The organism is Shouchella phoenicis (assembly GCF_047238345.1).
Taxonomy (GTDB): domain Bacteria; phylum Bacillota; class Bacilli; order Bacillales; family Bacillaceae_D; genus Shouchella.
Genome location: NZ_JBDFMQ010000001.1, coordinates 2,248,728 through 2,263,764 on the forward strand (window position 1 = coordinate 2,248,728; position 15,037 = coordinate 2,263,764).

Below are 15,037 nucleotides of genomic sequence, written 5' to 3' on the forward strand. Positions count from 1 at the left end.
AAACCGCTATTATCTCTGGTCTCGTTTCCGATAAGCATTATAATGTTCATTTTGCTCAACCGTCACACTGTCCGGCCCATGATACCCATCAATACCTGTGGAAAGAAACCCTTCAAAGTCTTCCACACCATTCGCGCCATATAAGTCGGTATCTCCTGTTTCTTCATCATATTCCAAAGACGTATCATTAAAACGAGCGACCGCTTGATAGGCATCTTCTCCATCAAACTCTGTTTCATCTTCATCATGGTCCTTATTATATGCTTCAAACCCTTGTACAACTTCTTCCTCAACAGGTCGATCATAGGGCACAGAGTGGGAAGCCACAGATGCAATCGTTCGTGCTTCTGGATAAGCTTTAAGTCTTTCTTCAGGGATGTGTTCACCAGTCACTTCACATCTACCATACGTACCTTGATCAATCTTTTCTAACGCATCGTCAATTGCATGAAGTTCATGCTCAGCGTGTTGAAACAACGCTTCATCTTTTTCGCGATCAAATAAATCGGTCGCATTATCAGCAGGATGATTATCATAATTCGATAACTCTGCTTGTTGTTGTTTAGGGTCATGAGAAGATTGATGTTTAACGAGTTGCTCTCTACGTTCAATCAGCTTGCTTTTATACCACGTTGTATCCATTTAAAATCACTCCTTATACGTAGGATGACCCGTTCTACGTATTCATTGAGCGCCAAATAAAACCAGCTGAAAATGGATTCTTTTTCATACAAAAAGCATCGATCTCTACGAAACGTGAGTCGATGCTTCATTTGAAAAACTTTTTTAATAAAACGCAGATAAACCGTTACATGTATATGTAAAATGCACCTTACGATTTGCTTTCTTGTTCTTCAAATTCTTTAAGCAGTTCTTCTTCGTTAAAATTATCTTCACTACCAGCAAACTGCTCCCAGTCGTCTGTCTGAAGCATTTCCATTTGCGCTTCAATCAGCATTTTAAACCGCATTTTATAAACAGACGCTTGTTTTTTAAGCTCTTCCATTTCCATCATAACTTTTCTTGATTTGCTCAACGCTTCGTTTACAATTCGGTTTGCATTTTTCTCCGATTCTTTCACGATTAATTGCGCTTCTTTTTGAGCATTATTACGCAAATCATCTGCAGCCTCTTGCGCAACCATGATCGATTTATTTAAAGTTTCTTCGATATTGTGGAAATGTGAAAGTTTTTCATCTTGAGCATTCACTTGTTCAAACAATTCCTTTTTTTCTCGAAGAACCGCTTCATAATCTTTAATAATTTGATCAAGAAACTCATTTACTTCATCTTCGTCATACCCGCGAAACGAGCGTGTAAACTCTTTATTATGAATATCTAACGGCGTTAATGGCAACCGTCCCACCTCCATGAAATCCTGATTCTTTTCTTCATTCGACATTCCCCGAAAAATACCTTCTTAAAACAACAAATTTCGCCGTCAAGGCAAAATCACTTCTTTCGTCCTACTGTTAAACGAATTTTTTCTTTTTTCGTTATGCCGTCTGTATGCATGACTTTTCCGCGACCGTAGCCACGCAGAGACAAGTAATCACCAATTGCCAATGTAAAAGCTGGTTGGTCAACCAATCGCCAGTTCACTTTTACATATCCTTTGGAAATCGCTTCGACCCCTTTTGAACGGGATAAACCGTACACAGAAGAAAGAACCGCATCTAATCGCATCGAGGAAACGAGCACCTGCTCTGTTTGCCAATGTTCTTCTTCTATTCCCATTGTATCTGTTTCTTCCAATGAAATCGAGGTTTTTCCTACATAATCAAGCGAAATTCGTATGTAAGCTGCTGTATCTGCCGCCGTTGCAAACGTAAAGAAGTCATTGCCTACAACAATATCACCAAACTTCTCACGTTTTAAGCCTGTATTCATGAGAGCGCCTAAAACATCACGATGCAAAAGCGTCACAAATTTAGAGGAAAAGGAAGCGTACAAAAATGTAATTCCCCAATTGGGCGGCTCATCCTGTAGATAAATCGGTCGCAAAAGGGCTCGCTTTCGCTCACAGCCTTGAGCGCCTCCGTGAAAGAGAAGCTCACACTCCTCATTCTTCCCTACAATCGAAGTCAAAATATCTTGCTGTCTTGGATCAAGAAAATCCGTCAGCCGTTCTTGATGAAACAAGGTGACGGACTCAATCATGTCTTGGACTTGATCAACAAAAGGGTGCTCTTCCTTTCGAAAATGTTCGTACATCGTCTAAAATAGCCCCATAATCCACTGTTGAACTGGCCCTAAACCACGAACCGCTAAGTTTAAAAGGAAGATCGCAACAATCGGCGATAAATCGATCATGCCAATTGGTGGGATAATATTCCTGAAAATTCCTAAATACGGTTCAACAATACTGCCAAGGAATTCTCCAAATGCGGAATCTCTTCCACCTACCCATGACATGATGATGTAAATTAAAATCGCAAAGAAGTACCCTAGCGCTAAGTAACGTATAAGGTTAAATATAAAGTTAACAAACAATTCCATCTTGCTTTCATCACCTACCTTGTAAAATCAAAATTGATTAGCAATATCACTAATCGACCCTGATATTTCCACATTATCTGGTGCACATATGAAAATACTCGCACCAATTTTTTGAATGTCTCCTCCAATAGCATATACGGTTCCGCTTAAAAAATCTACTACCCGTAATGCTTGATCGTGTTCCATTCTCTGTAAATTAATAACGACTGTTTTCCGATTCTTTAATTGATCCGCAATGTCTTGGCTTTCGTCATATGAACGTGGTTCAATCAACGTCATTTTCGCATGTTGCTGAACACTTTTTAAGCTCACAATATTCGATTGTGATTCTTTTTCTTTTGCTTCATTTCCTTGAAATCGATTTGGCATTGTTTGTCCCTCATCTTCTTCAGGCTCGTCTACATAACGTTCAACTTCTTCAACATGGTCATCTAAATTAAAGTACGTTTTAAACTTTGATTTAAAGCCCATTTCCATCCTCCTTATTCAGACACGTGTTCATTGCCTACTAGAATGGTTCCAATGCGTATATACGTAGCACCTTCTTCAATTGCCACTTCAAAGTCATTCGACATGCCCATCGACACTTCTGTGCAAGGAGCGTGCTCGTAGTTTTTATCGGCAATCGATTGTTGCAGTTGTTTTAATCGTTTAAAGTAAGGTCGCGTTTCTTCAGCATCGGGAACAAACGGTGCCATTGTCATAAGACCCACCACTTTAATTCGGTCATACGCTTTTAGCTTTTCAATAAACGGCTCAACTTCAGTAAGAGCTAGTCCACTTTTGGATTCTTCTCCAGACACATTTACTTGCACAAAGCATCGTAGCGTCTGATCTTGCTGGTTTAAACGTTTTTGTAATTCCTTAGCTAAACTTAAGCGATCGAGCGAATGGAGAACCGATATTTCGCCGACAACATCTTTTACTTTTCTCGATTGCAGCGAGCCAATGAAATGCCAGTCAACTTCTGTATCGAGCACTGCTTTTTTCGCAAGCAGCCCCTCTATGCGGTTTTCCCCTATATGAGAAATGCCTGCATCTATTGCAGCTTTAGCCGTTTCAACTGAAACATACTTTGTGACAGCAATAATCTGAATATCGTCTAATGACCGCCCGACTTTAGTAGCAGAAGTTTCAATTCGAGACAGTAGCGCAGCAACATTCTCTTGTACGTTTGTATTCATTACTCTTTCACCTTCTTTAAGCCTATCATACTCATCATTCTACCTGTTTTCCCCTGTGCTTGTCGATGAGAGAAATAACGATCGTCCCCATATGTACATTGATCAGGTTCAAATATGTGCCCAGGGAGAATTCCCGATCGTTCTAATAACAAACGATTTAAAGCAGGTAAGTCAAGTAAATAGCGCTGATTCCGAGTGGGTGTAAAGATGTTCTTGATGTCTTCAGGTATAAGAGGCATGACATGTTCCATGACATGGCGATCAACTTCATACGCTTGTTTTGAGATACAAGGACCAATAAGAACGTAAATATCACCAGGATCAACAGCATGCTTTTCAATCCAAGTTTGCACCATCTTTGGTCCGATTTCCGCTACTGTGCCTTTCCAACCCGCATGGCAAAGGCCAATCATTTCGCTCTTCTTTGAGAAAAAATAAAGCGGGACACAATCTGCATACAAGCTCGTCAACAGCACATTTGAATCACTTGTATAAAGCCCATCTGTTCCCTGAACAGCTGTATCAAGCTGGCGTGCCCCTTTTCCTCGATCGTGTTTTGTCACTTCCACTATCGTTGCATGGTGGACTTGTTCAGAACCGATCCAAGAATTAAGCGCAAAACCGATATCATGAGCAACTCGCTCACGATTATGTACAACCGCGTCAGCAGAATCTTCAACATGAAAGCCCATATTCAACGAGTCATAAGGTGAATCGCTCACACCGCCATGACGTGTTGTAAAACCGGCGAATAAATCTTTGTGTAAGGAATTAAAGTTGGTTTCATACTCTACTCGTTCTGTGAGTAACTGCCAGTTTGCTTTCATCGTTGTGACTCCTTTTTGTGTTCCTCGCTTTATTTTACCATAATGCCTGCGGAGAAGAAATGTTTACCGCTGCGGTTCTTTCCTTTCTTGTTCTTGCTCCAATTCCGTAATCATTTGCTTCTGCTTATAACGTTCCGGTAGCTCTACTAAAATGACGTCAGAACCAATCTTCAGTATATTCTTCCAAGGAATGATGGTTTCATTTGAGTCTCTGCTTCCTAATAAATTCATCATCTTCCCCTGGCTTGAAATAATAATCGCTTCAATTCTGCCTGTATTCAAGTTAATATCCAAATCATTTAAGTGACCAAGTCGCTTTCCATTTTCCATATTCACAATGTCTTTCGATGAGAGTTCAGATATTTTAATCATCGCATGCCCTCCTTTATTCTTACTATATGCTTCTCCTAGAATCATTTATGAACAAGAAAAAAGCCGTTGCAACAGCAACGACTTATTTACGATTCAATATGCTTATTCATTTGTTGAATCGCGCCTTTTTCTAGACGTGACACTTGTGCTTGGGAGATTCCTATTTCGTCTGCTACTTCCATTTGTGTTTTTCCTTGGAAGAACCGCATATTTAAAATAACTTTTTCACGATCGTTTAATCGAATCATTGCCTCTTTTAAAGCGATCTCTTCTACCCAATTCACATCTTTATTTCGCTCATCGCTAATTTGATCCATTACAAAGATTGGGTCTCCACCATCATTGTAAATCGGCTCAAATAAAGAAACTGGATCTTGTATTGCATCCAGTGCAAACACGATATCCTCTTTTGGTACATCTAATACCGCCGCGATTTCTTGTACAGTTGGTTCATTTTCTCTTTTCTTTTCTGCCATCATCTGATCCCGAACTTGTAACGCTTTATACGCAATATCTCGTAGTGACCGAGATACGCGAATTGGATTATTATCTCTTAAGTATCGTCGAATTTCTCCAATAATCATCGGAACCGCATAAGTTGAAAACTTCACATTTTGACCTAAATCAAAATTATCAATGGATTTCATTAACCCAATGCATCCCACTTGGAACAAGTCATCAACATTTTCACCACGATTGTTAAAACGCTGAATGACGCTAAGTACTAACCGAAGATTGCCATTAATTAATGTATCCCTTGCCGGCTCATACCCTGACTGTAGTTGCGAGAAGAGTTCCCGCATCTCAGCATTTTTTAAAACGGGTAGCTTTGATGTATCTACGCCACAGATTTCCACTTTATTACGAGTCAAATTCTTTACCCCCTAAACGGAAGATGATGTCAAAAAAAGTATCTCCCTGGGAAAAAAATTTTATGCACTCGCTTTTTGTTTGGAAATCAGTAAACAAAGACTTAACCTTGTCACGACACTGCTAAAATTTAGAAATTATTTTTTCTGCTCATCGCTTACATTTCTAAACCATTTTGTTGAATTCTTTTTGAAGCCGTTTAATAATTCGTTTTTCTAATCGTGAGATATACGATTGTGAAATCCCTAGCATATCCGCAACGTCTTTTTGTGTCTTTTCTTCTGTACCAGTTAAGCCGAAGCGCAGCTCCATAATTTGTTTTTCGCGGGCAGACAAGGTATGTAGCGCTTTTACGAGAAGGCGGCGATCCACTCTTTCTTCAATCCCTTTTGTAATGATGTCTTCTTCTGTTCCGAGCACATCTGATAAGAGTAATTCATTTCCGTCCCAATCAATATTCAACGGTTCATCAAACGACACTTCCGAACGGGTTTTATTGTTACGACGTAAATACATCAAAATCTCATTTTCAATACAACGTGACGCATAGGTCGCTAGTTTAATTTTTTTCTCAGGATTAAACGTGTTTACGGCTTTAATCAGTCCAATCGTACCAATGCTAATTAAATCTTCGATGTTGATACCTGTGTTCTCAAACTTCCTTGCAATATAAACAACAAGTCGAAGATTACGCTCAATCAAGACAGAACGTACCGCTTCATCTCCATTTGGTAGCTTTTGAAGCAGTTCAGCTTCTTCTTCTTTTGATAATGGCGGAGGTAATGCCTCGCTCCCACCAATGTAATAAATTTCGTCTTCTTTCATCCCAAACTTTTTCAGTAGACGAATGATCAGTAACTTCCATTTCATTTTTATCATCGCTTCCTCCTTAGCTCACTTGTGAAATAACTAGCTGAGGGTGGATAATCGTTTGATACTCCCCCTCAGATGATAATGCTTCTCCATACAGCCCTAACAACACACGCTTCGTCACAAACTGTTCATCGCCATAATAAATGGTCACTTGATCAGGTTTAAATGCTGTTAAATACGGTTGTTTTTGCCCTACCGCCTTATACGGCACGAGGCGAATTCGATGCATAAACGGATGATTCTCTTTCGTGTCCAGATTGAGCATGTCATCGGTCTGTTGTTTTCCAAGTAACGGATGAAGTAGATGTGCTTCAATAATCATCACTGGCGCTCGAGTGAGTGGGTCTTTTAATTGATTTCCAGTATCGACAAGCCCCCTTGTTTCAAATGTAAAGTCTTCAATTTCAATCTTCACTGTTGCCATTTCACTTGCATGTACTTTTTTTATCTTGAAGGTATCAACTTGTTGTTTACTAAACCAAAAAACAAGGGGAAAACCAATAAGCACAAACGCCCAGCTTATTGTACTACCACCGAGTCCATGCCCTGGTAAATGAGCCATTAGATCAACATCAGTTTGAAAAAAATAATGCATGGCAAACAGACCGCCGCCGGTAACAAAAGTGAGGAAAAAAAAACCGGCTAGATTTTGCAGAAAAAAAGTAAAACGTATGTATCCGAAAGCAATGAATACAATAAAACAAGAATAAATAAATTTAACAATTGGATTCATAAAGATGGACACATATGGCGTAAACATAAAAAACACAACGAGAGAAGCGAAAAAAGCAGCTGCTCCCATACGCACATAGTTTTTTTTTCGTTTTAACAAGAGAGCCGTTCCTATGATTAAAAGAAAATCAATTCCTAGATTCAGTAACCAAATTAAGTCTAGATAAACGGTCATGAAGGCTCCCCCTATAGTGATAAAACTTAGTATAGTAGATACGAAGAGGGAAGTCTGTCACTTCGTGGCAAGGACAAGCCTGTTATTTTGAAAGCTTTTGCCAAACGTTGTCCTTTCTCCGAACAACAAAAAAAGACCTGTTACCCTATGAAGCTGGTAACAGGTCTTTTAGAATGCTTAACGATTTCTACGGTTTCGTAAAAACGTTGGAATATCTAGTGTATCTGATTGTTCGTCGTTGCTTGGTTTTTGCTTTTCTGTTGATTTTGATTCGACTTGTTTCGATTGCGCTGGTTTTTGTGCAGATGGACGCGGTTGAGGTTTTCTTTCCGCTTCTTCAAAACCTGTGGCAATAACTGTCACAACAATCTCATCTTTCAAATTCTCGTTAATGACAGAACCAAAAATCATATTTACTTCTTCATCACATGCTTCAGAAACGATTTCCGCCGCTTCATGCACTTCATAAAGACTAAGGTTTGTTCCACCAGTGATATTCATTAACACGCCTTGCGCACCGTCTACTGACGTTTCAAGTAACGGACTAGAAATCGCTTTTTTCGCCGCTTCAGCCGCGCGGTTTTCACCAGTAGCAATCCCAATCCCCATAAGTGCAGATCCTTTTTCACTCATGACCGTTTTTACGTCAGCAAAATCAAGGTTGATTAAACCAGGTGTAGCAATTAAATCAGAAATCCCTTGTACACCTTGGCGAAGAACGTTATCCGCTTCACGGAACGCTTCAAGCATCGGTGTATTTTTATCAACAATCTCTAACAATCTGTCATTTGGAATAACAATTAACGTGTCAACTTTTTCTTTAAGCGCAACAATTCCTGAAAGCGCTTGGTTTTGACGTTTGCGACCTTCAAATGTAAATGGCTTTGTGACAACCCCTACTGTTAAGGCACCAATTTCTTTTGCGACTTCAGCAATTACAGGTGCGGCACCAGTTCCTGTACCACCGCCCATTCCAGCAGTAATAAAGACCATGTCCGCTCCATCTAACACTTCTTCTAGCTGCTCTCGGCTTTCTTCAGCAGCTTTTTTTCCGATATCTGGATTAGCCCCAGCACCGAGACCTCTTGTTAATTTACCTCCAAGCTGTAATTTCTTTTCAGCTTTTGAAAGATGCAACGCTTGTGCATCTGTATTCACGGCAATAAATTCCACACCTTGTAATCCATTTTCAATCATACGGTTTACAGCATTAGAACCGCCGCCACCGCAGCCGATGACTTTAATTTGTGCTAATTGTTCCATGTCCATTTCAAAATCAAACATTTATTTGTCCCCCTAACCATACTGGCAGTAAGCTTCTCTTCATTAATCAAAAAATGTCTTAAACCAAGATTTCATCTTGGATTCTTTTTTCTCATCTTGCACCGTTTCGGTTTCTTTTCGCTTACTTCGCTTGGCAACAGGTGCGGCTTTCGCCTCTTCAGGAACCTGCTCAGCTGACGAAAAAGCAGCGGCAATTTCTTTTCCTTGTACACGGCCATTTTTGTGTGCAAAATGAATCAGCCCGATGCTAACCGTGTAGCGCGGTTCGCGTACACCGATATAATTCGGAATGGCCACTCGAACATTTCCTTCAAGCATGTCTTTCGTTAACTCTAGTACACCAGGCATCATAACAGCTCCGCCTGTTAATACAAAGCCACTCGGGAACTGTTTAAAACCTAATCGTACCAATTCCCTTGCACACAGCTCAATGATTTCTTCAACTCTTGGTTCAATAATACTCGCTAATTCTTGTTGCGTAATGGTGTGTCTTTCGTTCGAGCCAATTTTCTGGATGGTAATTTGTTCTTCTGTTGAAGCCTCTGGAACAAAAGCATGTCCATGTTTACATTTTACTCGCTCTGCCTCTTCCGTTGTCAACTTTAACCCAACAGCTAGATCATTTGTAATATGTTCACCACCGATTGGTAAAACCGACATCGCAACGAGCGAACCCTGTTCAAAAACGGAAACAGTCGTTGAACCTCCACCAATTTCGAGTACACATACACCTAAACTCTTCTCGTCTTTTGACACAGCGACAGAACCCGTAGCTAGTGAATTAATGCTGATTTCAGCAATTGATAACCCTGCACGCTCTACACATCGCAATAAATTATGTAAGACCGTCTTTGATCCAGTAATTAACGTTCCTTCCATTTCTAATCGAACGCCAATCATTCCGCGAGGGTCCGTAATTTCATCTAATCCATCAACAATGAATTGTTTTGGAATGACATCAATCACTTCTCGCTCAGGTGGGATCGACATCACTTGAGCAGCATCGATTACACGACGTACATCTTCTACTTCAATTTCTCGATCTGAACTAGAAACCGCTACAACACCGTGACAAGGCGTTAGCTCAATATGACTCCCATTTACACCGACAACAACATGCTCAATTTGAATCCCGACCATGCGCTCGGCTTGATCGACCGCTCTTTTAATTGATTTTACCGTCTCATCTATATCGACGACGGCTCCTTTTTTAATTCCTTCAGAAGGAACACTGCCGACACCTAAAATGTTAATTGAACCTCCAGCAATCTCTGACACAACAACTTTTACTGAAGATGTTCCAATATCTAGGCTTACATATGTTTCATTACTCACCAATGGCACCTCCTCATCTGCACAATCATGGTGTTCAACTTTCATAGTTTCAATTTTTTATCACACAAACAGTATTCGACAAGCGTTAATAGAATCCTTTTAAATCTCGTAGCATTATGTATGTTTTAAGGCTCTTGTTCTTTAGTCTACACCATGTTTCTGCAGGTGAAAAGATAAAACCTTTCGCAATCCTCTATTAAGAATGTGTTACATAATGAAATAAACGTGTTCATCAACGGCTTGAACCGCTTCAAATCGTGCGTCAATAGAAAAGTAGAGCAAAAAAATCCTTCCAAATCCCTACTCTTCAGCCGTTTCGTTCTCTTTAAAATATGGACTCATTTTCATATAAAGCACACCAGATCTAGATGAATCTATTTGCGCATGAACTTGCGGATACGGTTGCATGTATTCTGCGAATGACGATAAATCTGTCCGAACTTCAACGCCATCTGTCATATACAAGGTCAACTCTTCCGGTGCTTCTTCTGTCGGTGTATAAATAATTTCTGATATACGCCCTACAATTTCTGGCGCCGTATTCGTTAATTGCTCACCAATCATTGCACGGGTCTCTTCGTCTTCAAAGTCAACTAAAATGGGGGCATCGCCAACCAACTGACTTTCATGCACGGTATCAAGAATTTGTCCATTTTGCAGAAGGGGTAAGTAACCTTCATCGCTATACACATAGCCAACACGAGGATACTCTTCCACTTGAATGTGTATGGAAGAAGGAAGGCTACGATTAATCTCTACAGATTCAATTTCCTTTAATTGAGAGACTTGATTTATGCGCTGGTCCTTATCGATGTTCCATATATTCATACCTTCACTTAGTCCACTTGCTTGACGTATTTCCTCTTCAGTTAGCAATTGATTGCCTTCAACATGAATCGCATTTACTTCACTAAGCGGACTTTGAAAATAAACGAGCACCATAATTAAAAAGAAAAACACAATCACAATACTTAATAAGCGTTTGTTCGCTTTCCGACGTCGTTTTTCTTGTAAAGTGGGAATTCGTTCGTTTACGGACACCACTTTTTCATCTCTACTCACATTCATTCCTCCAACGAATTCATCTGTTGATGATTGAACACAAGCAATTCTATAAAATAAAAAAGATGCTAGACTTGCTTCTATTCCCTATTTGTTATCAAACAAAACCAATTATCGTTATGTTTTCTGCATTTTATCATAAATCCCCTTTTTGATTCTAATAATAATAAAAAGAGAGAAGGGAAAACCCCCTCTCTCTACATGTATCGACGAAAAACTACGAATGGTTTACCGATTATGCCTGCTAATGTTAAGTAAAATCCCGATTGACATCAACATTAAGGTTAAGGATGAACCACCATAACTTAAAAGCGGAAGCGTGATTCCAGTAACAGGCATTAACCCTGTAACAACGCCAATATTTATCATTACTTGAATGACAATCATCGTGACAACACCTGCCGCTAGAAAACTACCGAATAAATCTGGGGCTCCAAGCGCAATTCGTACCCCGCGCCAGAAAATAATCGCAAATAAAAGTAAAACGAACACACCACCCATAAAGCCTAATTCTTCTGCTAAAATCGCAAAAATGAAATCGGTCTGTGGTTCAGGTAAATAAAAATACTTTTGTCGACTTTCCCCTAGCCCCATTCCTAGCAATCCACCAGGGCCAATGGCCAGGAGGGATTGAATAATTTGAAAACCGCTTTCCATTGGATCTGCCCAAGGATCGAGGAAAGAAGTGATCCGTTTTATTCGATAAGGCGCACTAATGATTAACACAACGAATCCTGCTACGCCAATTAAAAACAAGCCCATAAAATGCTTGACACGAGCCCCAGCAATGAAAATCATCGCCACACACGTTCCTACCATGACCGTGCCTGTCCCTAAGTCAGGCTGCAACATAATCATTGCAAATGCGACCATAACAAATCCTAATGCTGGCAATAACCCTTTTCGAAATAAGACAATTCGCTTTTGGTTAACAGCTAAAAAATTGGCCAAGAAAATAATCATCGCGATCTTCATAAATTCTGAAGGTTGAATAGAGAATGCACCAATTCCTAACCAACTTCTTGCTCCCCCACGCACTAAGCCAACTCCTGGAATTAAAACAAGGACGAGCAACACAAAACAAATGATTAACAATACTTTTGAATACGTGCGCCAAGTCCAATAATCAACTCTTGATATGAAGAACATTAAAAGGACGCCTACACTCCCAAAGAAAAATTGTCTTTTTGCAAAAAACAATGAATCATCAAAGCGGTAGGATGCCCACGCTTCACTTGCGCTGTATACCATAATCAAACCAACTGCGAGCAATGTGATGGTTGCAACAATTAAGATATAGTCGGGCGCCTGTCTTTCTTTATTCATTGTTCACCCCCAGCAAGTACCTTCTCTTCCTCACTATATGAACAAGAAGGGGAAAACATGTCCAAAACATTGTCACAGACTCTTTCAATTCATACGACCACGATAAAAAAACGAATACCGTAAAGGCATCCGTTTTTTATAGGTAGCTCTATAAGCATGTACACGCTATCCCTGCAACTCTTTCACTTGTGACACAGCTGCCAAAAAGGCGTCTCCTCGTTCTTCAAACGTTGCATATTGATCCCAGCTTGCACACGCTGGCGAAAGCAAAATGACGTCATTTTCAGCTGAATGGTTAAATGCTTCTCTTACAGCGTCACGAACGTCAACAGCCTGTACAACGCTAATACCTAGACGGGTAGCAAGAGATGTGAGCTTGTCTTTTGTTTCTCCAAATACAATCATTGTTTTAACGTAAGACAAGCTAGGTGCTAAGTCGTCAAAATCATTGCCCCGATCAAGCCCACCTGCTAATAATACAACAGGCTTCGAAAACGACGTAAGTGCAGCTTGTGTAGCCAATAGATTTGTTGCTTTTGAATCATTATACACGTTACGCCCCTGAACATTCCCTACGTACTGTAGGCGATGTTTCACTCCTGTAAAAGAAGTCAGGACGTTTTGAATTTGTGCCGTTTTCGCACCTGCTAATTTAGCAGCGGCTACAGCAGCAAGCATATTTTCCAAGTTATGCGCTCCTGGCAATACAATCTCTTTTAGTGCACATATCATTTCTTCTTTGAAATAAATGGCACCCTCTTTCACATAGGCACCTGTTGGTTGCATAGATGTTGTGGAAAAAGGAACGAGTGTTGTAGAGGCACGCTGAACATAATTTGACACAATGGCATCATCCGCTGAATAGACGAGATAATCCGACTCTGTCATATTCTGATACACTTTCGCTTTTGCCTCTATGTATAGCTCTTTTGTACCGTGATAATCCAAATGGGCATCAAATAGATTGAGCCAAACTGCAACTTTAGGTTTGAATTGATCAATGCCCATGAGCTGAAAACTAGATAATTCAAGGACAATGACATCGTCTGCCGTTGCTTCTACCGCAACCCCCGTTGCCACCGTACCAATATTCCCAGCTATTAAAGGGGTTTTTTCTGAATCCATTAGCATTGCGTGCACAAGTGTGGTGGTGGTTGTCTTTCCATTTGAGCCTGTAATCGCAACGATCTCGGCTTCAGACAAATGATAAGCAAGCTCCACTTCTGTCCAAACTGGAATGTCACGCTGGACGGCTTCCGAAATAAGCAAGTTCGAGTATGGAATCCCGGGGTTTTTGATGATGAGGCTTGTTTGGTCTAATAAATGCAATGGATGACCACCACTTACAACCGTTATGCCTTTCTCTTCCAAGCTTTCAACTTCTTTGCTTTCCTCGCGAGGCTTCCCATCATTCACTGTGACAATCGCACCGAGTTTATGAAGTGCCAGTGCAGCTGCCATCCCACTTTTTGCAAGGCCGACAACAAGAACGGGTTTGTTCGTTAAAGTTGAAAAGGGCTTCATGTTAACCACACTCCAATATAAATCCCCATAATGGCAAACACCATTCCTAGTAGCCAAAACGTCACAACAACTCGCCACTCAGACCAACCTACTAACTCATAATGATGGTGTAAAGGGCTCATTTTAAAGACACGTTTTCCTGTTGTCTTATACGAAATGACTTGAATAATAACGGATAGGGTTTCAATAACAAATACGCCACCAATAATGATAAGCATTAATTCCATTTTGGTTAATATCGCAATACCCGCTATCGCCCCGCCTAATGCTAAGGAACCGGTATCACCCATAAAGACTTTTGCTGGATGCGCGTTAAATACAAGAAACCCAAGTACCGCGCCTGTAATTGCTGTGGAAAAGAGTGCTGCATCAATAAAGCCGGCGCTCCATGCTAAGATCGCAAATGCCCCAAATGCAATAGCACCTGTTCCTGCTAAGAGACCATCAAGACCATCCGTTAAGTTCACGGCGTTGCTTCCAGCAAGCAACATCACAACAACGAGAACCGCATAAAACCATCCTAAGTCAATTCCTATCTCTGTGCCTGGTATAGAGATCATCGTGTCTAAATCTATATAGAGCAGTCCGAGGTAAAACAATCCTGCAATAATAAGCTGACCGACTAGCTTTTGCTTAGAGGTTAACCCTAGATTATGTTTGCGCGCGACTTTTAAATAATCGTCAAAAAACCCAACGAGCCCGTAGCCAATTGTTACGAGCATTAACAATAATAATTCAGGTGTAAACTCAAAAAATACAAAGCCAATTAATAATGAGGTTACGAGAATGGACAAGACAATGACAATTCCACCCATCGTCGGTGTACCACTTTTCTTTTGATGTGATTTTGGTCCTTCCTCACGAATACTCTGCCCGAACTTTAACCTTCTAAGGAAAGGAATAAAAATCGGAGAAAGTATGACCGCAAATAAAAAGGACAGCGAGAGGACGATCAGTAACGTCCATTCTTCCAT

General features: G+C 40.4%; 17 protein-coding genes. All 17 read right to left on the reverse strand.

Annotated features, from left to right (window positions below; all coding sequences use genetic code 11):
* Window positions 1–9: 9 nt before the first annotated feature.
* Window positions 10–642 (reverse strand): TraR/DksA C4-type zinc finger protein, encoded by a 633-nt coding sequence (locus ABC361_RS12040; RefSeq protein WP_413074198.1) that lies wholly within the window; start codon window positions 640–642, stop codon window positions 10–12.
* Window positions 643–832: 190 nt separating this feature from the next.
* Window positions 833–1,357 (reverse strand): DivIVA domain-containing protein, encoded by a 525-nt coding sequence (locus ABC361_RS12045; protein ID WP_413074199.1) that lies wholly within the window; start codon window positions 1,355–1,357, stop codon window positions 833–835.
* 95 nt (window positions 1,358–1,452) lie between these two features.
* Complete coding sequence (locus ABC361_RS12050) at window positions 1,453–2,214, reverse strand: YlmH family RNA-binding protein (protein ID WP_413074200.1); 762 nt, start codon at window positions 2,212–2,214, stop codon at window positions 1,453–1,455.
* 3 nt (window positions 2,215–2,217) lie between these two features.
* Entirely contained in the window at window positions 2,218–2,499 is a 282-nt protein-coding gene (locus ABC361_RS12055) for a YggT family protein (protein WP_099301135.1), read from the reverse strand.
* A 27-nt stretch (window positions 2,500–2,526) separates the two neighbouring features.
* On the reverse strand, window positions 2,527–2,970 hold the full coding sequence (locus ABC361_RS12060; protein ID WP_413074201.1) for a cell division protein SepF: 444 nt from the start codon (window positions 2,968–2,970) through the stop codon (window positions 2,527–2,529).
* An 11-nt stretch (window positions 2,971–2,981) separates the two neighbouring features.
* Entirely contained in the window at window positions 2,982–3,683 is a 702-nt protein-coding gene (locus ABC361_RS12065; RefSeq protein ID WP_413074202.1) for a YggS family pyridoxal phosphate-dependent enzyme, read from the reverse strand.
* Window positions 3,683–4,510, reverse strand: a complete 828-nt coding sequence (pgeF, locus tag ABC361_RS12070) for a peptidoglycan editing factor PgeF (RefSeq protein WP_413074203.1) — start codon at window positions 4,508–4,510, stop codon at window positions 3,683–3,685. The genes ABC361_RS12065 and pgeF overlap by 1 nt, the downstream gene beginning before the upstream one ends.
* Before the next feature lie 63 nt (window positions 4,511–4,573).
* Entirely contained in the window at window positions 4,574–4,882 is a 309-nt protein-coding gene (locus tag ABC361_RS12075; protein ID WP_413074204.1) for a YlmC/YmxH family sporulation protein, read from the reverse strand.
* Window positions 4,883–4,968: 86 nt separating this feature from the next.
* A complete protein-coding gene (gene sigG / locus ABC361_RS12080) occupies window positions 4,969–5,754 on the reverse strand; it encodes an RNA polymerase sporulation sigma factor SigG (RefSeq protein WP_099301140.1) in 786 nt (261 codons plus the stop codon).
* 163 nt (window positions 5,755–5,917) lie between these two features.
* Window positions 5,918–6,631, reverse strand: a complete 714-nt coding sequence (gene sigE / locus ABC361_RS12085) for an RNA polymerase sporulation sigma factor SigE (RefSeq protein ID WP_413074205.1) — start codon at window positions 6,629–6,631, stop codon at window positions 5,918–5,920.
* A gap of 10 nt (window positions 6,632–6,641) precedes the next feature.
* Window positions 6,642–7,532 (reverse strand): sigma-E processing peptidase SpoIIGA, encoded by an 891-nt coding sequence (gene spoIIGA, locus ABC361_RS12090; protein WP_413074206.1) that lies wholly within the window; start codon window positions 7,530–7,532, stop codon window positions 6,642–6,644.
* 177 nt (window positions 7,533–7,709) lie between these two features.
* Window positions 7,710–8,816, reverse strand: coding sequence for a cell division protein FtsZ (gene ftsZ / locus ABC361_RS12095; protein ID WP_413074207.1), 1,107 nt, complete (start codon window positions 8,814–8,816; stop codon window positions 7,710–7,712).
* Between the two features lie 42 nt (window positions 8,817–8,858).
* Entirely contained in the window at window positions 8,859–10,154 is a 1,296-nt protein-coding gene (gene ftsA / locus ABC361_RS12100) for a cell division protein FtsA (protein ID WP_413074208.1), read from the reverse strand.
* Window positions 10,155–10,451: 297 nt separating this feature from the next.
* Entirely contained in the window at window positions 10,452–11,213 is a 762-nt protein-coding gene (locus ABC361_RS12105; RefSeq protein ID WP_413074209.1) for a cell division protein FtsQ/DivIB, read from the reverse strand.
* Window positions 11,214–11,441: 228 nt separating this feature from the next.
* Window positions 11,442–12,539 carry a stage V sporulation protein E gene (gene spoVE / locus ABC361_RS12110; protein WP_413074210.1) on the reverse strand — a complete coding sequence of 366 codons (1,098 nt, stop codon included), beginning with the start codon at window positions 12,537–12,539 and terminating at the stop codon, window positions 11,442–11,444.
* Between the two features lie 165 nt (window positions 12,540–12,704).
* Window positions 12,705–14,063 (reverse strand): UDP-N-acetylmuramoyl-L-alanine--D-glutamate ligase, encoded by a 1,359-nt coding sequence (gene murD / locus ABC361_RS12115; protein ID WP_413074211.1) that lies wholly within the window; start codon window positions 14,061–14,063, stop codon window positions 12,705–12,707.
* Complete coding sequence (gene mraY, locus ABC361_RS12120; RefSeq protein WP_413074212.1) at window positions 14,060–15,037, reverse strand: phospho-N-acetylmuramoyl-pentapeptide-transferase; 978 nt, start codon at window positions 15,035–15,037, stop codon at window positions 14,060–14,062. Before mraY ends, murD begins: the two co-directional genes overlap by 4 nt.